Source organism: Amycolatopsis sp. NPDC102522, from assembly GCF_055584485.1.
On sequence record NZ_JBVJLY010000006.1, the window covers coordinates 261,527 to 280,831 of the forward strand.

Consider the following 19,305-nt stretch of genomic DNA (forward strand, 5'->3'; position numbering starts at 1 on the left):
TGATCACGACTCTATCCGAGCCAGGCGGGTTTCCCTTCGATCGTGATGGCTCTGAGCACCTGACACCCCATCGCCTCCGCGGCGCCGAGGATCACAGCACGCGCCTCGTCGTCGTCTTCCGGCGGGAACGCGACCCGGATCTGGTGTCCGTAGCACTCTTCGTAGGTCAGGAACCAGTCTCGGTCGATGGCTTTGAAGTGATACTGGCGGTTGCCTTCGCCCTCGTCGTGAAATCCGCGGTCCGAGGTGGGACTCAGGATGTCGCGAAGGATCCCGAGGCGCTGCTCGTAAGGCAGCTCGCCCTCGGAAAGCTTGACGTACACATGGGAGCTGTCGCGGTGAGGATCGAACCACGGCTCCGGCGGCGGTGGACCGAGCAACGGAACGTCGAGCCGTCCGCCGAAGTAGGCGTGGAGGAAGGCCACCGCGCCCAGGGCGTAGCGACCTGAACTGTCCCGAGGGTTCCAGACCACGGTCGTCCAGTCTTCGGGTTCGCCTTCGGTGAGCCAGTACAGCGAATCGCCGTTGCCGGTGCGAGCCCATTCCAGCAAGCCACCGGGCTCGGGCCACAGCGCGAAGGGCACCATTTCCGGCAAGTCGTCACGAACCGCCCCTGCCAACCTGAGGAGATCGCGCGCACTCACGACCAGTTCGTCGGGGCTCAGCAGGTAGATGTCGTCGAATTCTCCCGCTCCATAGCGCGCGGCGAGCGCTTTGAATTCGAGCGGCAGTACGAGCCCGAGCTCTTTCTCGACCGACTGCCAATCCCCGTCGAGAGCGACCGGCTTCTCCGGCGGCGGCACCAGCCGGATCAGATCATCAAGGTTCCCCACGTCGCGACTCTAGCTGTACAGCCTGCGCGACCGTTCGGGGTAACTTTCGTCCGAGTTGTACATACTTTCGTTGACTTAGTGCGAAAGTCCTCTTAGGTTCAGCGTCGTCACAGAGGTGCTCCGCCGCCGACCCGAGGAGCAACGATGCTTCCGTCTGTCCGCAAGCGCTTCAACCGGTCCATCGTCGCTTCGTTGGCGCTGGTCACGGCTCTGTCCGGGCTGGTGACAGCCCCGGCCGAAGCGGCCATCCCACCCCAGCAACCGGGCGTCACGCTCCGCACGTACGACCTGCAGCGCGAGATCACCAAGCTCTGCACGATCAAATCCGGCCAGACTCCCAACGTCGACAAGCTCATGCCGACGATCAACTGGACCAGCACAGCCGACTTCGGGCTCAACGAGCAGTTCGTCTCCGAGGTCATCGGGAACATCACCATCGCCACGGCGGGCCAACACGAATTCCGGCTCACCAGCGACGACGGCTCCCGGCTCAGCATCGACGGCCAGACCGTGATCAACCACGACGGCCTGCACGGGGCGACACCGGCGACGGGCTCGGTCCAGCTGAGCACCGGGTATCACGCGCTGCGGATCGACCATTTCGACAACACCAACGACCAGCAGGTCACCCTCGAATGGCGGCCGCCGGGCGCGGCCGACTTCGCGCTCGTGCCGAATTCGGTGCTCAGCACCGACGCCGACGTCGTCCGGGTGACCGCGCCGGGGCGCAAGGAATGCGAGGGCGCCGCGGACTCGCCCGGTGACGGCCTGCCGCTGAACGCCGTCCACCCCGGCTTCACGCTGACGAACCTGCGTCCCGACGGTTTCCAGCCGCAGGTCACCGGGATGGACTGGCTGCCGGACGGGCGGCTCGCCATCGCCACGTGGGGCGGGTCCGACAAGGTCCTCGGTGAGGTCCATCTGCTGAGCAACGTCAGCGGGAACACCGACCCGAGCAAGGTCCAGACCAAGCGGGTCGCCAGCGGGTTGAAGGAACCGATGGGCGTCAAGTACGTCGACGGCAAGCTGTACGTGTCGGAGAAGACGCGGCTCGTCGAACTGAACGACACCAACGGTGACGGCGTGACCGACGACTACCGCACCGTCGCCACCTGGCCGTTCGGCGGCAACTTCCACGAGTTCGCGTTCGGCCTGCTGTACAAGGACGGCTTCTTCTACGCCAACCTTTCCGTCGCCATCAACTACGGCGGCGCCACGACCGATCCGCAGCCCGCCGCGAATCGCGGGACGACGATCAAGGTCAACAAGGCCACTGGTCAGGTGTCCTACATCGCCGGCGGGCTGCGCACACCGCACGGTATCGGCTGGGGACCGGAAGGCGACGTCTTCGTCACGGACAACCAGGGCGGCTGGCTGCCGGCGAACAAGCTGGTGCGGGTCAAGCAGGACCGCTTCTTCAACCACTACACCAATCCGCCGGGACCGTTCGACTCGAAGCCGGTCACCGCACCCGTGTTGTGGTTGCCGCACAACGAGATCGCGAACTCGCCGAGCAACATGGTCATGCTGTCGCAGGGTCCCTTCGCCGGGCAGATGGTGTACGGCGACGTGACGTACGGCGGGCTTCAGCGTGCCTTCCTGGAGAAGGTCAACGGCGAATATCAGGGTGCCGTTTTCCGGCTCACCCAGGGTCTCGAATCGGGTGTCAGCCGGATCAGTCTCGGCCCCGACGGCGCGATCTACACCGGCGGAATCGACGGCGGGGGCAACTGGGGCCAGCCGGGCAAGCTCGCCTACGGCCTCCAGAAGGTGACACCCAACGGCACGAACGCCTTCGACATCCGCGCGATGCGGGCCGTGGCGGGCGGCTTCGAACTCGAATACACCCAGCCGCTGTCGGCCGAGACCGCGCAGAACCTCGCGGCGAAGTACCAGGCACAGCAGTGGCGTTACCAACCCACTCCCGCGTACGGCGGGCCGAAGGTCGACGAGCAGACCCTGTCCGTCACCTCCGCGAGCCTCTCGCCCGACCGCAAGAAGGTCACACTGCAGGTGGCGGGCCTGAAGGCCGGCTTTGTGGTGCACGTCCGGTCCCCGCGTCCGTTCGCGTCGGACTCCGGTGCGGCGCTGTGGAGCACGGAGGCCTGGTACACGCTGAACTCCCTGGTCGGCGGGCCGCCCGCGAGCACGACCTACGAGGCCGAGCGGGCCGCGCTGAGCGGTGGCGCGGCGACGAACACGAACCACAAGGGCTACGCGGGCACCGGGTTCGTCGACGGCTACTGGAACCAGGGCGCCGCGACGACGTTCACCGTGAACGCGCCGAAGGCCGGTGCCTACAACGCGGCGCTGCGGTACTCGAACGGCCCGGATCCGGCTCCCGGGACCAAATCCGTGACCGTCTACGTCAACGGCACCAAGGCCGAACAGGTCAGGCTCGCCAGTACCGGCAACTGGGACACGTGGAACACGCAACCCGAAACGCTCAACCTCAAAGCCGGGTCGAACACGATCTCCTATCGCTACGACACTGGCGACGCGGGCAATGTCAATCTCGACAGCCTCACCCTCACCGAGTCCCAGCGCGTCCAACTGTTCAAGGGCACCGATCTGAACGCCTGGGAGAAACGCGCGGGCGGCGCCGCGACCTGGCCGGTGTCCGGCGGCGCGATGGAGTCGAACGGCGGCGACATCCGCACGAAGCAGCAGTTCGGCGACTTCCGGCTGCACGCCGAGTGGAACGAGCCCAACTATCCGCCGGAGGTCACCGGACAGCAAAGGGGCAACAGCGGGATCTATCTCCAGGAACGCTACGAACTGCAGGTCCTGGAATCGTTCGGGGACACCACGCTCGCCGACAACGAGGCGGGCGCGATCTACTCGAAGCGGGCGCCTGACCGGAACATGGCGACGGCTCCCGGGACCTGGCAGACCTACGACGTCACCTTCCGCGCCGCGCGGTTCGACGGTTCCGGGAACAAGACCGACAACGCCCGCGTGACCGTGGTCTGGAACGGTGTCGTGGTCCACAACGACGTGGAGATCGACGGCGGGACGGGTGACAGCAACCCGGAGAACGCCGGGCCGGGCGCGATCCGCCTGCAGGATCACGGCGATCCCGGCGAGAACCCGCGGTTCCGCAACATCTGGATCGAACCGATCGGCTAAGCGCGATCCTTGAAGGCCTCCTTGAGGGACCCAGGGTCCCTCAAGGAGGCCTTCAAGGATTTCCGCCCTAGGCCACGCGGAGCGGCTGATCCACGGTGTCCGCGGCGAGGACTTCGCGCGCGACGAGCACACCGCCGACGAACGCCACCGGCATCACGATCAGCGCGGCGAAGGGGATCAAGCACAACAGCGAGGTGGGAAGCCCGAGACCCAGCGCGAGCGCGCGGCGACGGCGCAGCAGCGGACGCCGCTCCTTCAGGCCCATTCCGCGCCGGTAGAACGGCACCGCGATCAGTTCCAGCGCCAGGAACCACGCCGTGACCAGGGCCAGCAGGACCGGAACGACGGTCTGCCCCACCACCGGGACGAAGCCCGCGATCATCAACGGGATCGTGAACATCAGCGAGCGCAGGACCAGCGAAAGGCCGTCCTTCAGCCCCATCACCAGCAGCCGCCACCACGACAGTTCCACCGCGCCGGGCACGCCGCCCAGGTCGTCCTCGACCTTCTCCGCGATGTGCTCGTAGAACGGGCCGCCGACGGCGATCGTGAGCGCGGTGAACCCGATCAGGCAGATCGCCAGTACCGCTCCGAACACCCCGATCCCGACGGCCACCCGGATCAGCACCTGCCACCGCGGCGACCACTCGTCGGCGAAGGGAGTGAGCACCAGGGAGAGATCGTCGATCCAGAACGCCAGGGCGACGACTCCGCCGAGCAACAGCAGCGTGGTCAGCACCGCGGGCAGCGCCCCGATCAACAGCAGCTTCGGCGACCGCAACAGGATGCCCAGACCTTGCCAGAACATCCCGAACCCCTTGAAGAAATCCCGCATCGGACATTTCTACCAGTGAGCGTCCGGCCACTTCGGACATAGGCGATTTTCACCGACGCGAACACCAGGGCTCCGTTGCGAGATTGGTGGCGTGACGAACCGAGCAGACGCCGCGACGCCGACGCGCCTGGCCCGCGGCACCGTGCTGGCCGCGGCGCCGCTGACCATCATGGCCGCGGCGATCATCGCGCCCAGCCTGCCCGCGATGCGGGAGGTCTTCGCCGGTACCCCCGGCTCCGGCCTTCTCGTGAAGCTGGCGCTGACCGTGACCTCGCTCGCGATCGCGATCAGCGCTCCCCTGTCCGGGATCGTCGCCGACCGCGTCGGGCGCCGCCCGCTGCTCCTGGCCGGGCTCGCGCTCTACGCGGTCGCCGGCACTGCCGGGTTCTTCGTGGACGACCTCTCCCTGCTGCTGGTCACCCGCGCCGGGCTCGGGATCGCCGTCGGCGGGATCATGACCGCGGTCAGCACCCTGATCACCGACTGGTTCTCGGGCTCGAGCCGCGCCTCGTTCCTCGGGCTGCAGCAGGCTTTCGCGAGTCTGGGCGGCGTCGTCTTCCTGCCGCTGGCCGGGCTGCTGGCCACGGTGGACTGGAAGGCGCCGTTCTGGATCTACTCGGCCTCGACGATCGTGGCCGTCTTCGCGGTCTTCTCCCTGAGCGAACCGCAAAGGAGCGAACCGGCGGCGAGTGACAGCAGCCGAGCCCGGCTGCCTGGCCGCATCCTCGGCGTGTACGTCCTTGCACTGGTCGCGACGCTGATCTTCTACATGGCGCCGACGCAGTTGCCGTTCCTGCTCGAAGGGTTCGGCAGCGGCCCCGCCGTCATCGGTGCCGTGGTCGCCGGGAGCACGCTGACCAGCGTCGCGGGCGCGCTGGCCTTCCCTCGCCTGCGCAAGCGCCTGAGCCCCACGGCGATCACCACCGTCAGCGTCGCGCTCCTGGGCGTGGGCTGGCTGGTGATCGGTACGGCGGGAACCGTCGCCCAGATCGTGGCGGGACTGCTCGTCGGCGGGTTCGGTGTCGGGTTCGTCGTCCCGAATCTCAACCTGCGCCTGGCCGAGTTCGCCCAGCCAGCGCAGCGCGGCCGGGTGCTCAGCGGCCTGGTCACCGGGATCTTCCTCGGGCAGTTCCTGTCCCCGCTCGTCGTCCAGCCACTCGTCCAGGCCATCGGCATCGCCGACACCTTCACCTGGACCGGCATCGCCATGGGAGCCGGAGCGGCGCTCGCCGCTCTCCACTCGAACCGAAACAACGGAAAGGAAACACGATGATCTACCACGGCAACCGTTTCACCCTGCGGCCCGGCGCCTCCCCGGACCAGGTCGAGGAAGCCTTGGAAAGCCTCCGCAATCAGGGCCGGGTCATCCCGTCGGTGAAGTCGTTCGTCGTCGGCCGCGATTTCGGCGGCGACTACGAATGGGGTGCTGTCTTCGCGCTCGAGGATCTCGAAGGCTACTGGGAGTACCTCATCCATCCGGCGCACCGGAACACCGACCGGGTCGGGCTGCCGCTGGTGGACAAGTTCGTGTCCTTCGACATCACCGACGACCCGGACCCGGAGATGGCCGCGAAGATCGCCGAACTGCACCAGCGCCGCTACGACAACGACGCCGAGCTGACCAAACTGGTCTCCGACCTCGGCGAATACTCCGGCAGCGCCGCGCCCGGAAAGCACGGTGACTGAGTCCACATCGGACCCATCGTCGACGGGGACGTCATCGTCCTGCGCCGGCTCGCCGAGGGAACCTGGGTGTGCGCGAACTCCCGGTCAGGACACCGTGAACGAGCTCAGCACCGCCAGGTGGTCCGACGGCCAGCCGGTCCCGCCGCCGAAGGTGCGGGCGCTCTTGGGCGTGATCGACCCGCCGCGGTAGAAGACGAAGTCGATCCGGTCCTGCGGTTCCGGCCTGCCCTGGTTGTCCTTGACCACCGGGGACCAGGTGTCGCCCGGGTCGGCGACGGGGTCGGGCCGCAGCTTCCGGTACGAGTCGGTGAAACCGCGGGCGGTGAACGCCTTCGTGGTCGGCCAGGCCACCTCGTAGCCGCAGTGCCGGGACTTGGCGGCCGCCGTCCAGTCCTGATGGGACGGGCTGTTGAGGTCGCCCGCGACGATGCCGGGGCTGCTGCCCGTCCACTCGGCGATCTGCTCGGCCTGGCGACGGCGGTTCGTCTCGTCGGCGAGGATCGTGCCGGCGCTGTCCTTGTCGAAGCACGCGTTGTACGGACCGTATTTCGTGTAGTCCAGGTGGATCGCGTAGACCCAGACGCCGGCGATCTTCGCCGTGATGGCCCGCGCGCCCGTGTCGTTCCAGGATTTCCAGTCGGTGTCCTGGATCGGCAGCGCGCTGATCACGTCGATGTCCCAGCCGGGTTCGGTGTGCTGCCAGCCCAGCGCGTCGGCGATGGCTTCGGTGGCGCCGCCGCCGGTCTCCGAAAGCGCGACCACGTTCGCGCCCGAGGCGCGGATCTGGTTCACCACCGAACCGATCCCTCCATGCGAGCCCTGCATCCAGATGTTGAAGCTCAGCACGGTCAGGTTCGTGGCCGCGGCGGCCGGAGCGGCGACACCGGTCATCGTGAGCAGGAGGACGGCGAGGACGCCCGCGAGGCGGCGTTGGACGAAGGTCACAGGAGTCTGGTCTACCGGTGGGACAGGGGGAAAGTCCAGCCGTCAGGCGAGTGTTCAACGACGGGCCAGGCACCGGCCACTTTCAGCCGCCGTCCGCGAGGGAGCCGCTGCCGTCGGGGCCGGTCACGATGACGCGGCTGCTCACCGCCGTCCCGAACGGGACGATCGTGACCTGCCACGTCTGCGGCGACCCGACGTCGATCGTGCTCGTTCCCCTCTTGACCAGGGCCGGGATCCTGTCGACAGCCAGCGCACGGAGGTCGAACCGCGGAACCTGGGCGCCCGTCGGCGCGAACACCACGGTCAGCCGCTGTTCCTCGACGACGACGGTGATCACCTGGGAGACGTCCGCGGCCTGCGCGAGCGAGTCGATCGCCCGGCGCAACTCCCCCTCGCCCAGCAGGGACCTGTCGACGTTCACGGTCGCGGATCCCGACGAAGAAGTGGTCACGCTGGACTGGGTTTCTTCCGCTCGTTCGGGCGCATCCGGCGCGAACAGTTCACCGCGGAACAGGAACAGCACGAGCGCCGCGCCGAGCAGCAGGCCGAGGAACGCGAGCGCGCCGAACGCGCAGCCCTCCGGCGACTCTTGGATCAGGCTGGACTCCGGGGCGGATTCGATCACCGCGTCGGAAACGCGGCGCTCCCATTCCGGCGACACCCGTTCCGCGATCTGCGCCTTCCACGGCCGGTCCGGCGGGTACTGGACGACGAGGATCCCGCCCGGCCGGTAGTCCGGGATGTCGACCAGGTTGACGCCGTGGGTGATCCGCACGCGGTGCGTCGCCGCGCCGTCGGGCGCGACGGTGAGGACGAAATCGACCGGGATGTCGCCGGTCTCGGTGCCACTCGCCCGGAGGGTTTCGATCTTCGCCAGCGCGACCACCGGGGCGACCACCGCCTCGCGGGCTCGTCGCGGCGCCCCGGCGAGGTAGAGCAGGATCCCATAGACGACAGGGAGTCCCAAGCCGGTGATGATCAGGGGGACGTACTCGATGACGATGCCCACGACGAAGGCGGACAGGGTGGTCCCGCTGACGATCCCCGTCAGAAACCCGCGGACGAGAGCGAGCGGTCTCGTGGCAGCCGACATGAACGTTTCTCCAGACTTTCGGGGCGGGCTCAGGCCGCGGGCAGCCAGTCACTGAGGGCGGGATGGCGCCGCAGCGCCACGAAGATCTTCTTGTCGTCGGCGGGCTCGGCCGGATCGAACAGCACTTCGGCGGTCGCGATCGTGGTCTCCCGGGTGCGGCGGGTCGCCCAGCGCCGGATGCCCGCGAGGTCGGCGAACGACACCGTCACGTCCGCGCCCACGACGCGGGTACCCGACTCGTCGCCTGCCAGGCGCAGCTTCACCTCGACGATCTCGGCGGGCACCCGTCGCCCGGACCGCAGCAGCCGATCCCTGGTCCGGACCATCTCCGCGTACCGGCGCGAGACCTGGACGGCGTACCGCGAAGCCAGCAACGTGAGGACGAACAGGAACGCGGGCACCCATCGGTCGGCGTAGTACATCAGCCACGCCCAGAACCCCCACTTTTCGTCCTCGTGGAAGACGGGGTCGACCGCGGTGCCGACGGCGAGCGGCGGAAGCCAGGATCGCGACGATTCCCAGACGCCGAGCGTACTGGCCGCGAGGACCAGCACGGCAGGCAACGCCGATCCCGACGGCCGCCCCTGATAGCGCCGCGTGGCGGCCCCCGCGAGGCTGGCCGCGGCGAGGCAACCGAGGAAGCCGAACGTCCCCCACACGGGCCCGTACGGCGGTTCGGCATCACCGCGGTCGTCGAAAATGCTGTCGATCGCCATGGTCCGGAACTGCTCGAAGAGCTCGCCGAAGCCGTGTCCGGCCAGGAAACCACAGGCCAGGGCGACCACCGAAGCCAGGATCGCGCCCACGAGCAGGCGGCGGTCTCCCCGCAGGCGTTCGATGCGGTCGTGCCGGGCCCGCTCCGGGTCCACTGTGTTCATCACGCTCACCTCCGTTCGGCTGCGTCCAGTTTGCGGCGAGCCAGGCGCTACCGAACCCAGGTTTTGTTTCCTAAGAGCCTTAGGCAAATCCAGAATGGACTATGGTAACGTGGCGGCCATGGCACGAGCGGGACTGACCACGGAACGCGTGGTCCTGGCGGGAGCCGAGATGGCCGACGAGATCGGCTTCGAGCAGGTGACCCCGACTGAGCTCGCGAAGCGGTGCGGCGTCAAGACGGCGAGCCTGTATTCGCATGTGAAGAACGCCCACGAGCTGAAGACCGAGATCGCCCTGCTGGCCTTGGCGGAACTGGCCGATCTCGCCGCCGCCGCGGTGGCGGGTCTGGCGGGCAAGGACGCGCTGATCGCCTTGGCGAACGTCCACCGCGACTACGCCCTCGCACATCCCGGCAGATTCACCGCCGCGAGGTTCCGGCTCACCCCGGAGAAGGCCGCCACCAGCGCCGGGCGACGGCACGCCGAATTGACGCGCGCCATCCTTCGCGGCTACGACCTGGCCGAACCGCACCGCACACACGCGGTCCGACTGCTGGGCAGTGTCTTCAGCGGTTTCATCGGCCTGGAGGCCGCCGGCGGCTTCAGCCACAGCACCCCCGGCTCGCAGGAGAGCTGGACCGAAATCCTCGACGCGCTCGACGTCCTGATGCGCGCTTGGCCCCGAACGAAATGAACGAGGAAATGCTCACGACCCCGATCACCGCCGCCCTCGTCCGTGGCGCACTTGACCTCGAGTACACCGAACGCGGCGTACTCCCCCACCGGCTGCCCGCGCGTGCCAGGCAGCAGATCCCCGACGGCCAGCTGACCATGACGGAATCGCAGCCGTCCGGCGTCCGGCTGGCCTTCCGCACCGCGGCCACGATCGTCGAACTGGACGTCATCGCCACCAAACGGGTCTACGCCGGGTTCCCGGCCCGGCCCGACGGCGTCCACGAGCTGCTCGTCGACGGCAAGCTCGCGGGACAGGCGAGCGTGACCGAAGGCGACACGTTCACCATCGACATGTCCACCGGCACCGTCGAGTCCAAGCCGGGCCCGGTGCGCACCCTGCGTTTCACCGATCTGCCGGGCGACGACAAGGCCGTCGAGATCTGGCTGCCCCACGACGAAACCACGCTGCTGGTCGCCTTGCGCACCGACGCGGCAGTCCACAGTGCACAGTCCGGCGGTCGCAAGACCTGGCTTCACCACGGCAGTTCCATCAGTCACGGCTCCAACGCGGCGACCCCGACCGGGACATGGCCCGCCACGGCCGCCGCCCTCGCCGGAGTCGACCTGGTCAACCTGGGCTTCGGCGGCAGCGCGCTGCTCGACCCGTTCACCGCCCGCGCGATGCGGGACACCGCCGCCGACCTGATCAGCGTCAAGATCGGCATCAACCTCGTCAACTCGGACGGGATGCGGCTGCGCGTGTTCGGCCCCGCCGTGCACGGTTTCCTCGACACCATCCGGGAAGGGCATCCCACCACGCCGTTGCTGGTCGTCTCGCCGATCCTCTGCCCCATCCACGAGCACACCCCGGGGCCCTGCGAGTTCGACCCGGACGGCCTGCGCGAAGGAAAGATCAGGTTCAGGGCCACCGGTGATCCCGCGGAGGCCAGGGCGGGGAAGCTGACGCTCACCACGATCCGCGGCGAACTCGCCCGCATCGTCAAGGAACGCAGCACGACCGACCCGAACCTGAGCTACCTCGACGGCCTCGAACTGTACGGCGAAGCGGATCACGCCGACCTGCCGCTGCCCGACGACCTCCATCCCGACGCGGCCACGCACCGGCTCATGGGCGAGCGCTTCGCGCGGCTGGCCTTCGACGGCGCGTTTTAGGCACCTACTGCCGGGCGGTTTCACGAGGCTAGGCCAGGCGTGTGAACGCGACCGTGACGAACTCCGTTTGCTGTGCGCGAATAGGTCGGTAGGCCGAACGGCGGGGTACCTATCTTTCTTCCTGTCCAACGAAAGTCGGTATCCGCCGTCGGCGGCGCGGATCACCATGATCGGCACCGGATCATCGGTGCCGGGCCACCTTGGCCGTGCCCGGCGACCCCACTGTGTCCAGTGCGGCCACCCCTCGCGCTGGATCCTCCCTCGCGAAAGTGAGTCACCGGTATGCGCACAAACCCCTTAGCCCGTACCGCCACCACCTTGGTGGCCGCGGCCGCGGCCATCGGCTTCCTCGCCCCGTCGACGGCCACCGCCACGACGATCGAGGGCTACTCCCCCACCGTGCAGAACGAGGCGGTGGCGTCCCTCGCGTCGGAAGCCGGGATCAGCAAGGCCGCCGCCGTCGAGTTCCTCAAGGCGCAGACGGCCGGCGTCGAAACGCTGCGGAAGGTCACCGCGTCCCTCGGCGCGCGTGCCGCCGACGGCTACCTCGACGACGCCGCCAAGCCGGTGGTGAACGTACTCGACCAGGCCGCCGCGGACCAGGTGACGGCGACCGGCGCCCAGGCCCGCGTGGTCAAGCACTCCAGCGCGGCGCTGGCCGGGGCGCAGAACGCCCTGCAGGCGTTGCCGACGGTCACGCACACGTCGATCGGCCTCGACCCGAAGACCAACCAGGTCGTGCTGACCGTGTCCGACGCGGCCAAGGGCTCCGAAGCCCTCGTCAAGGCCGCCGAAGCGCTCGGCGACCGGGTCCGGGTGGAGCGGACCACCGGCGAGATGCACACCGCGATCTACAACGGCGAGGCCATCACCGGCGGCGGCACCCGCTGCTCGGTCGGGTTCAACACCAACAAGGGCGGCCAGAACTACATCCTCGACGCCGGTCACTGCACCCGCGCGGTGTCGCAGTGGAACGTCGGCCCGTCGCAGGGCGCCAGCTTCCCGACCAACGACTACGGCCTGATCCGCAACACCAGCGGCAGCGGACCCGGCGCGGTCACCCTGTGGAACGGCTCCACCCAGAAGATCGCCTCCGCCGGATCCGCCACCGTCGGGCAGCGGATCAGCAAGAGCGGCAGCACCACCCGCCTCACCTCGGGCTCGGTTCAGCGGCTGAACGTCACCGTGAACTACTCCGAAGGCTCGGTGCACCAGCTGATCCAGACCAGCGCGCTGGTCAACCCCGGCGACTCGGGCGGCTGCCTGTTCTCCGGCAGCGCCGGCCTGGGCATCACCTCGGGCAAGGGCAGCGGGACCTCGTACTTCCAGCCGATCGGCGAGGCGATGAGCGCCTACGGCGTCGCGCTCAACCAGTAACGCCTCCCCGAGGCCGGGTCCTGGTCATTCCGACCGGGACCCGGCTTCGGCCTGCGCGTGGAAGTGTTCGACGGCGTGGTCGCGAAAGCGCTGGGCGGCGACGGAAAGGTAGGTGTCCTCGCGCCACGCGACGCTGAGCACGCGGCGGCATTCCGGATCGTCGACCTCGAGCCAGACCACCGTCGTGCTTGTGTCGGCCCGCAGCCCGAGTGACGGCACGAACGCGATGCCGAGACCCGCGTCGATGAGCTGGAAGAGCACAGCGGCCTCGTCACCCTCACAGACGATCTGAAGATCGAGGCCGGCCTTCGCGAAGAGGCGCTCGACGAGCGCGCGCTGCCAGTAGCCGGGCCGCGTGGTGAGGAACGGCTCGCCCGCGAGGTCCGCGAGTGCGACGCGGCCGCGTCCGGCGAGCCGGTGACCGGCCGGAACGCAGAGCATCACCTGTTCGTCGAGCAGCACGCGACTCCGGATGTCGTCGCCGGACAACGGTTGCGACGTGATGCACAGGTCGAGGTCGCCGGACCGCAGTTTCTCCGCCATCCCCTCCCCCGAGGCCTGGGACAGCCGCACGTCCACCAGCGGATGGCCGGGGACGAAGGTGCGCAGCGGTTCGGTGAGGACGAGCAGGCTTTCGGCCGCGACGGTGACAGTGCCGCGTTCCAGCCCGGCGGCGTCGTCGAGTTCCTGCCGGGCGTCGTCGAGTTCGGCCAGTGCCCTGTCGACGCGACGAAGGAACGCGGCGCCGAACCGGTTGAGCCGGATCCGTCGGCCATGCCTGTCGAACAGGGGTACGCCGAGGTCGTTTTCCAGTCTGGCCAGGGTCCGGCTGAGCGAGGGCTGCGCGACACGCAGTTTCTCGGCGGCGCGGCCGACGTGTTCGAGCCGGGCGACCGTCTGGAAGTACCGAAGGGCCAGAAGATCCACCGCTGATACCTCACTTGTTATGAACAGATAACCGATCTTGTCTTGGACAGCATAAGGCGTCGGCTCCTACGTTCGATCACGTGAGTGAAACCCTGACCAGCCCGAGCCGGAAGGCGAACGGGACGCTGGTGGTGAACCGGGTGCTCGTGAGCGCCCACGCCGTCGCGATCATCGGCCAGCCGGTGTTCGCCGGCGGCTACCTCGGCGGCGACTACGACATGCTCTGGCTGCATCGCTGGGGTGCCGACGCCGTGTCTTTCGTGGCGTACGCGCAGATCTTCGCGGCACTGGCCCTCTGGCTGGTCCGCGGCCCACGCTGGCTGTTCTGGGTCAGCCTGCTGCTCGCGGCGGGCGAGACCGCGCAGTACTTCGCCGGACTCGCCGGCGCGCTCGATCTGCACATCCCGCTCGGCGTCGCCCTGGTCACCGGGATGGTGCTGACGACCATCGCCGCCTGGCGGCCCCAGACCTGGCGGGCCGGCCGATGAGCCGCCGGCTTCCCCGCCGGACGTTCCTCGGGCTCGCCGGCGGGGCCGGTGTCCTCGTCGCCGCCGGAATCGCCGCGCCCCGGCTGATCGCGCAGGGCGCGCCGGGCACCGGCGAGTTGCTGCGCAGCGGGCTCCCGTTGCCCGAGCCGTTCCGGGTCCCGCTGCCGATCCCGCCCGTGCTGCGTCCACAAAGGACGGCGGACGCCGATCACTACACGATCACCCAGCGGGCCGCGACCGCCGAGATCCTGCCCGGTGTCCAGACGCCGATCTGGGGCTATGACGGGATCTTCCCTGGTCCGACGATCGAATCGCGGCGGGACCGGACGGCGGTGGTGCACCACCGCAACGAACTTCCCGTCCCGACCGTGGTCCACCTGCACGGCGGGCACACGCCCGCCGACTCCGACGGTTACCCGACCGACCTCGTCCTGCCGAAGTCCGGCTGGGACGCCGGGCACACCGGGCACGGCATGGCCGACGCGCGCGCCCGGATCTCCGACGGTGAGCGCGACTACGTCTTCCCGCTTCGGCAACGGGCCGCGACCCTCTGGTACCACGATCACCGGATGGACTTCACCGGTCCTGCCGTGTACCGGGGCCTGGCCGGTTTCCATCTGATCCGCGACGACGAGGAAGACTCCCTGGGGCTCCCGTCCGGGGAGCGCGAACTACCGCTGATGATCGCCGACCGCGCCTTCGACGAGCACGGCGCCTTCGCCTACCCCTCGCTCGATCGGACGCTCCGAACCACGCCGGGTGTGGAAAGTGCTTACATAGAAGGCGTTTTCGGGGACGTCATCCTCGTCAACGGCGCGCCGTGGCCGGTACACGAAGTCGCGGCCGTGCGGTACCGGCTGCGTTTCCTCAACGGCTCCAACGCCCGCCGCTACGACCTGGCGCTCGATCCGCCGCCGCCCGGCGGAGGCGGTTTCGTCCAGATCGGTGCCGATCAGGGCCTTCTCGACGCGCCACGCGAGCACGACCATCTTCCGATCGCCCCCGCGGAACGCTACGACGTCGTCGTCGACTTCGGGCGGTATCCGGTCGGCACCGAGGTCACCCTCGTGAACCGGCTCGGCACCGGCTCGACAGCGCAGGTCATGCGATTCGTCGTCGCCCGCCGAGCGCCGGACGAAAGCCGGGTTCCGGCGAAGCTCTCCGCGATCACGCCGCTCACCCGGGACCAGGCCACGACCACCCGTGACTTCTCGTTCCGCGCCGGCACCGTCCACGGCCGCGAGGGCTGGGTGATCGGCGGGGAACCGTTCTCTCCCAACCTGATGTCGGCGAGCCCGCGCCTCGGCGACACCGAGATCTGGCGGTTCGTCGCCGACATCCACCACCCCGTCCATCTGCACCTGGTGGGATTCCGGATCCTCTCGCGCGGCGGACGCGAACCGGGGCCGTTCGACGGTGGCATCAAGGACACCGTGGACCTGGCCCCTGGCGAGTCGGTCGAGGTCATCGCCCGGTTCGACGGCTATCGCGGCCGCTACGTCTTTCATTGCCACAACGCCGAACACGAGGACATGGCGATGATGGCGAACTTCGAGGTGCTCTGACGCTCGTGAGTGGTAATGACGGTTAGAACGACACTTAGCACTCACGGGACCGGACGGGGTTGGTGAGTTCGCCGACGCCCTCGATCGCCACGGTCACCTCGTCCCCCGGCTTCATCGGCCCGACCCCGGCAGGACTGCCGGTGAGCACGACGTCGCCGGGCCGCAGGGTGAACCAGCGGGTCACCCACGCGAGGATCTCGGGCACGCCGAAGATCATCTCGCCGGTGGTGGACCGCTGGACGGTCCGATCGTTGATCCGGGTGGTCACCTCGAGGTCTCCGTTCTCGATGTCGGTGGTGATCCAAGGGCCGAGCGGCAGGAACGTGTCGGTGCTCTTGGCCCGCGCCCACTGTCCGTCGGACCGCCAGTCGTGCGCGGTGACATCGTTGGCGCAGGTGTAGCCGAGAACGTGCGCCAAAGCGTCCTCGACGCTCACGTTCCGCGCGGTCCTGCCGATGACGACGGCCAGTTCCCCTTCGTACTCCAGGCGTTCGACCTCGGGCGGATGCAGGATCGGCTGCCCGGGACCGGTGACGGCGTTGGGCGCCTTGAGGAACAGGGCGGGCCGCTCCGGCCAGGGGCGACCCTTTTCCTTTAGCTGACAGGGATAGTTACTGCCCACGCAGACGATCGTGCGCGGATCGCACGGCGCGAGCAGCCGGACACCGGACAGCGGGCCGACGACCTCGCCGGGCCCGGTGACCGGGTCGTAGGCAAGCACGAGATCACCGTCGACGCATCCCGTCCGGGCGGTTCCCTCGACGTCGAAGCGGATCAGGCGCATGTCGAGCCACCCAGCGCTTCGCGGACGAGTTCGAGCGGATGCCACGCGGTCCGGCCCGCGCCGTGGAAGATCTGCTGGCGGCATGAAACCCCGGTGGCGGCGACCAGTGTTTCGTCAGGTTCCTGTTCCAGGGCTGGGAAAAGCCTGTCGCGACCGACGGCCATCGAGGTTTCGTAGTGTTCGGCCTCGAAGCCGAACGAGCCCGCCATCCCACAGCAGCCGGAGTCGATCTCGGCGACCTCCAGCCCCGGGATCCGGCGCAGGAGCGCCATGGTGGCCGCGGTGCCGACCTCCGCCTTCTGGTGACAGTGGCCGTGGAAGACCACTCGCCGCCCGCTGAGCCAGGATCGCTCCGGGAGTTTCAGCCTGCCGTCGTCGATGGCCTCGACGAGTAGTTCCTCGACCTGGCGGACCCGCTCTTTGATCTGCTGCGCCTCGGGAAGCTCCGGCAGCAGCGCCAGCGTCTCGTCCCGCAGGGTGAACACGCACGACGGCTCGCACCCGACGATCGGCGATCCCGGTTCGGTGTCACGGGCCAAGGAAGTGACCAGTCCGGTCGCCTTCTTCTTGGCATCGTCGAGCAGGCCCTTGGACAGGCTCGACCGCCCGCAGCAGCCACCGGAAGCGAGTTCCACCGCCCAGCCCGCGCTTTCGAGCAGCTCGATGGCCGCCTTGCCGATCTGCGGTTCGGTGAAGGTGGTGAAGGAATCCGCCAGCCAGTTCACCGTGCCCGCCGTTCCCGGCACCGCGGTACGGCGGCGGTTCCAGCGCACGAGGTTGTCCCGCACGAACTTCGGCAGCGGCCGTTCGGCCTTGATCCCGACGGCCCGTTCCATGAGTTTGCGGAGCACCCCGATCCGGCCGGGCACATTGGACAGCGGCGCGGTGGCCGAACCCAGCCGGTTGAGGGCCCGGATCGAGCCGAAGATCCGCGACCGCAGCGGCGTGCCGTGTTCCTCGTGGTGCTGGTGCAGGGTTTCGGCCTTGAGCGAGGCCATGTCGACACTCATCGGGCATTCGCTCTTGCAGGCCTTGCACATCAGGCACAGATCGAGGATTTCGTTGAGCCGCTCCCCGCCGAGCGCGGCCTTCGGATCCGGCTCGGAGAGCGCCTTGACAAGAGCGTTCGCGCGGCCCCGCGTGGAGTGCTCCTCCTGCAGGGTGACCTGATAGGACGGGCACATCACGCCGCCGGTCGTCTTGCGGCACAACCCGATGTTCATGCAGCGGTCGGCGGCGTCGCGCATCCCGCCCCCGCCGATGACCTCGAAAGACAGCATGGTCCGCAACGGCGGCGCGGGCGGCAGGGCATCGCGGTCGCGCAGGTTCTCGGTCATCGAAGGCGCGTCGACGATCTTGCCGGGGTTCATCGTGCCCGCCGGGTCGAACAGGTTTTTGACCTGGCGCATGGCTTCGTACAGTTCGTCGCCGAAGATCTCGCGGTTGAACTCCGAGCGGGCCAACCCGTCCCCGTGTTCGGACGAGTTCACGCCGCCGAATTCGGCCACGAGGTCCTTGATCTTCTCCGCGACCACGCGCATCGTGTCGACCTGCGCCGGATCGGTGAGGTCGACGAACGGCCGGATGTGCAGGCAGCCGACCGAACAGTGGCCGTAGAACCCGGCTTCGAGATGGTGCTCGTCGAGGATCTCCTTGAACCGCGCGGTGTAGTCGGCGAGGTGCTCGGGGGCGACGGCGGTGTCCTCGATGAACGCCAGCGGCCGCTTGGTGCCTTCGCCGGCGGCCATCAGCAGCCCGAGACTGGACTTGCGCACCTTGAGCAGCGCCGCCTGCTCGGCGGCCGTGACCAGCTTGAGCGTGTGATAGCCGTGTCCATTGCGGTCCCAGAGCGCGGCGACCTCGTCGAGTTTGGCCGCCAGTACCGCCTCGTCGTCGCCGGAGAAGGAGACGAACAGCAATGCCGCCGGATCTCCGATGAGATGGTTACCCAAGTCGGCGTACTCGATCTTCTGCCGCGACAGGTCGAGGATGGTCTTGTCCATCATTTCGACCTGATGCGGCCCGCAGCTGAGCGCGTCGAGCGTGGCCGAGATCGCGCCGTGCGTCGTCTCGAAATGCCCGACCGCGTAGACGGTCTTCTTCGGCTTGGGCACCAGGTCGACTTCGATCCGGGTGGCCAGCACGAGGGTGCCTTCCGCGCCGACGACGAATTTGGCCAGGTCGAAGGGATTGTCGTCGCCGTACCCGGCGAGGCGGTCGAGCCGGTAGCCGCAGGCACGACGCCAGAACACCGGCATCCCCTTGGCGATGACGTCCTCGTGCGCGGTGACGAGCGCGGGGAGTTCGCGGTAGATGCGGCCTTCGAGGGTGTCCGCCTCGGCGCGGCGCACGCGTTCGGTCTCGCTCACCGGCTCCAGCCGGGCGGTGGAACCATCGGCGAGGACGACGTCCAGCGCGCGGATGTGGTCGATGGTCATCCCGAAGGTCAGCGAACCGGAACCCGCCGAGTTGTTGCCCGCCATACCGCCGATGGTGGCGCGGTTGCTGGTGGAGGTGTCGGGCCCGAACATCAGCCCGTGCGCGGCCGCCGCCTTGTTCAGCTGGTCCTGGACGACGCCGGGTTCGACGACGGCGGTGCGCGCGACCGGATCGAGGTCGATGATCCGGTTCATATGGCGGGACAGGTCGAGCACCAGGCCGGGGCCGACGGTCTGCCCGGCCAGGCTGGTGCCCGCTCCTCGCGGGACGACGGGCACGCCGAACTCCGCCGCGGTGGCGACGGCGGCGGCGACGTCCTCGTGGTCGAGGGGGAACACGACACCCAGCGGCATGATCGAATACATGCTCGCGTCGCGGGAGAAGAGATGTCGCGTGTAGTCGTCGAAGGCGACTTCCCCCTTGATCCGCGCGTCCAGCGCGTCTTCGAGCGGGCTGGTGCGGGTCAGTTCGGTGGTCATCG

The 19,305-nt window shown here is 68.6% G+C and carries 16 protein-coding genes; 8 read left to right on the plus strand and 8 right to left on the minus strand.

The genetic code is table 11. The annotated features are described in order from the left end of the window. Nucleotides 1-11: 11 nt before the first annotated feature. The gene (locus ACZ6YV_RS17895) at nucleotides 12-833 is read right to left on the minus strand and encodes an SMI1/KNR4 family protein (protein ID WP_465510647.1); all 822 of its coding nucleotides are present in this window, start codon (nucleotides 831-833) and stop codon (nucleotides 12-14) included. A 144-nt stretch (nucleotides 834-977) separates the two neighbouring features. Between ACZ6YV_RS17895 and ACZ6YV_RS17900 the strand changes: the two genes are divergently transcribed. Then, complete coding sequence (locus ACZ6YV_RS17900) at nucleotides 978-3,962, plus strand: 3-keto-alpha-glucoside-1,2-lyase-like domain-containing protein (RefSeq protein WP_465510648.1); 2,985 nt, start codon at nucleotides 978-980, stop codon at nucleotides 3,960-3,962. Nucleotides 3,963-4,029: 67 nt separating this feature from the next. Here ACZ6YV_RS17900 and ACZ6YV_RS17905 read toward each other — a convergent pair whose 3' ends face one another. Then, the gene (locus tag ACZ6YV_RS17905; protein ID WP_465510649.1) at nucleotides 4,030-4,797 is read right to left on the minus strand and encodes an EI24 domain-containing protein; all 768 of its coding nucleotides are present in this window, start codon (nucleotides 4,795-4,797) and stop codon (nucleotides 4,030-4,032) included. A 91-nt stretch (nucleotides 4,798-4,888) separates the two neighbouring features. Between ACZ6YV_RS17905 and ACZ6YV_RS17910 the strand changes: the two genes are divergently transcribed. Next, the gene (locus tag ACZ6YV_RS17910; RefSeq protein WP_465510650.1) at nucleotides 4,889-6,070 is read left to right on the plus strand and encodes an MFS transporter; all 1,182 of its coding nucleotides are present in this window, start codon (nucleotides 4,889-4,891) and stop codon (nucleotides 6,068-6,070) included. After that, complete coding sequence (locus ACZ6YV_RS17915; protein ID WP_465510651.1) at nucleotides 6,067-6,483, plus strand: Dabb family protein; 417 nt, start codon at nucleotides 6,067-6,069, stop codon at nucleotides 6,481-6,483. Before ACZ6YV_RS17910 ends, ACZ6YV_RS17915 begins: the two co-directional genes overlap by 4 nt. A gap of 84 nt (nucleotides 6,484-6,567) precedes the next feature. Here ACZ6YV_RS17915 and ACZ6YV_RS17920 read toward each other — a convergent pair whose 3' ends face one another. The 3 genes from ACZ6YV_RS17920 to ACZ6YV_RS17930 all read right to left on the minus strand — a co-directional run bounded on the left by ACZ6YV_RS17920 (nucleotide 6,568) and on the right by ACZ6YV_RS17930 (nucleotide 9,399). Then, nucleotides 6,568-7,428, minus strand: a complete 861-nt coding sequence (locus tag ACZ6YV_RS17920; RefSeq protein ID WP_465510652.1) for an endonuclease/exonuclease/phosphatase family protein — start codon at nucleotides 7,426-7,428, stop codon at nucleotides 6,568-6,570. Nucleotides 7,429-7,510: 82 nt separating this feature from the next. Beyond that, entirely contained in the window at nucleotides 7,511-8,521 is a 1,011-nt protein-coding gene (locus tag ACZ6YV_RS17925; RefSeq protein WP_465510653.1) for a hypothetical protein, read from the minus strand. Nucleotides 8,522-8,550: 29 nt separating this feature from the next. Then, nucleotides 8,551-9,399, minus strand: coding sequence for a hypothetical protein (locus ACZ6YV_RS17930; protein ID WP_465510654.1), 849 nt, complete (start codon nucleotides 9,397-9,399; stop codon nucleotides 8,551-8,553). Nucleotides 9,400-9,517: 118 nt separating this feature from the next. On the opposite strand from ACZ6YV_RS17930, the gene ACZ6YV_RS17935 reads away from it, so the two are divergent. From ACZ6YV_RS17935 to ACZ6YV_RS17945, 3 genes are all read left to right on the plus strand, one after another. Next, entirely contained in the window at nucleotides 9,518-10,090 is a 573-nt protein-coding gene (locus tag ACZ6YV_RS17935) for a TetR/AcrR family transcriptional regulator (RefSeq protein WP_465510655.1), read from the plus strand. Between the two features lie 8 nt (nucleotides 10,091-10,098). Beyond that, on the plus strand, nucleotides 10,099-11,244 hold the full coding sequence (locus tag ACZ6YV_RS17940; RefSeq protein ID WP_465510656.1) for a GDSL-type esterase/lipase family protein: 1,146 nt from the start codon (nucleotides 10,099-10,101) through the stop codon (nucleotides 11,242-11,244). Between the two features lie 282 nt (nucleotides 11,245-11,526). Next, entirely contained in the window at nucleotides 11,527-12,621 is a 1,095-nt protein-coding gene (locus tag ACZ6YV_RS17945; protein ID WP_465510657.1) for a S1 family peptidase, read from the plus strand. A 24-nt stretch (nucleotides 12,622-12,645) separates the two neighbouring features. Here the strand turns inward: ACZ6YV_RS17945 and ACZ6YV_RS17950 are convergent, their stop codons facing one another. Next, nucleotides 12,646-13,548 carry a LysR family transcriptional regulator gene (locus ACZ6YV_RS17950; RefSeq protein ID WP_465510658.1) on the minus strand — a complete coding sequence of 301 codons (903 nt, stop codon included), beginning with the start codon at nucleotides 13,546-13,548 and terminating at the stop codon, nucleotides 12,646-12,648. Nucleotides 13,549-13,628: 80 nt separating this feature from the next. On the opposite strand from ACZ6YV_RS17950, the gene ACZ6YV_RS17955 reads away from it, so the two are divergent. After that, nucleotides 13,629-14,036: a hypothetical protein gene (locus tag ACZ6YV_RS17955; protein WP_465510659.1), complete on the plus strand. Its 408-nt coding sequence runs from the start codon at nucleotides 13,629-13,631 to the stop codon at nucleotides 14,034-14,036. Further along, nucleotides 14,033-15,601, plus strand: coding sequence for a multicopper oxidase family protein (locus tag ACZ6YV_RS17960; RefSeq protein WP_465510660.1), 1,569 nt, complete (start codon nucleotides 14,033-14,035; stop codon nucleotides 15,599-15,601). Before ACZ6YV_RS17955 ends, ACZ6YV_RS17960 begins: the two co-directional genes overlap by 4 nt. 34 nt (nucleotides 15,602-15,635) lie before the next feature. Here the strand turns inward: ACZ6YV_RS17960 and ACZ6YV_RS17965 are convergent, their stop codons facing one another. Together ACZ6YV_RS17965 and ACZ6YV_RS17970 are read right to left on the minus strand one after the other, a co-directional pair. Beyond that, nucleotides 15,636-16,385: a fumarylacetoacetate hydrolase family protein gene (locus ACZ6YV_RS17965; protein ID WP_465510661.1), complete on the minus strand. Its 750-nt coding sequence runs from the start codon at nucleotides 16,383-16,385 to the stop codon at nucleotides 15,636-15,638. After that, the gene (locus ACZ6YV_RS17970; RefSeq protein WP_465510662.1) at nucleotides 16,376-19,303 is read right to left on the minus strand and encodes an FAD-binding and (Fe-S)-binding domain-containing protein; all 2,928 of its coding nucleotides are present in this window, start codon (nucleotides 19,301-19,303) and stop codon (nucleotides 16,376-16,378) included. Before ACZ6YV_RS17970 ends, ACZ6YV_RS17965 begins: the two co-directional genes overlap by 10 nt. Nucleotides 19,304-19,305 lie beyond the last annotated feature (2 nt).

What these genes read in the sequence shown, in the direction of transcription:
- ACZ6YV_RS17940 (WP_465510656.1), top strand. Translation starts at nt 10,099, where the DNA reads ATGCTCACGACCCCGATCACCGCCGCCCTCGTCCGTGGCGCACTTGAC.
- ACZ6YV_RS17960 (WP_465510660.1), top strand. Translation starts at nt 14,033, where the DNA reads ATGAGCCGCCGGCTTCCCCGCCGGACGTTCCTCGGGCTCGCCGGCGGG.
- ACZ6YV_RS17905 (WP_465510649.1), bottom strand. Translation starts at nt 4,797, where the DNA reads ATGCGGGATTTCTTCAAGGGGTTCGGGATGTTCTGGCAAGGTCTGGGC.
- ACZ6YV_RS17935 (WP_465510655.1), top strand. Translation starts at nt 9,518, where the DNA reads ATGGCACGAGCGGGACTGACCACGGAACGCGTGGTCCTGGCGGGAGCC.
- ACZ6YV_RS17965 (WP_465510661.1), bottom strand. Translation starts at nt 16,385, where the DNA reads ATGCGCCTGATCCGCTTCGACGTCGAGGGAACCGCCCGGACGGGATGC.
- ACZ6YV_RS17925 (WP_465510653.1), bottom strand. Translation starts at nt 8,521, where the DNA reads ATGTCGGCTGCCACGAGACCGCTCGCTCTCGTCCGCGGGTTTCTGACG.
- ACZ6YV_RS17915 (WP_465510651.1), top strand. Translation starts at nt 6,067, where the DNA reads ATGATCTACCACGGCAACCGTTTCACCCTGCGGCCCGGCGCCTCCCCG.
- ACZ6YV_RS17970 (WP_465510662.1), bottom strand. Translation starts at nt 19,303, where the DNA reads ATGACCACCGAACTGACCCGCACCAGCCCGCTCGAAGACGCGCTGGAC.
- ACZ6YV_RS17930 (WP_465510654.1), bottom strand. Translation starts at nt 9,399, where the DNA reads ATGAACACAGTGGACCCGGAGCGGGCCCGGCACGACCGCATCGAACGC.
- ACZ6YV_RS17900 (WP_465510648.1), top strand. Translation starts at nt 978, where the DNA reads ATGCTTCCGTCTGTCCGCAAGCGCTTCAACCGGTCCATCGTCGCTTCG.
- ACZ6YV_RS17945 (WP_465510657.1), top strand. Translation starts at nt 11,527, where the DNA reads ATGCGCACAAACCCCTTAGCCCGTACCGCCACCACCTTGGTGGCCGCG.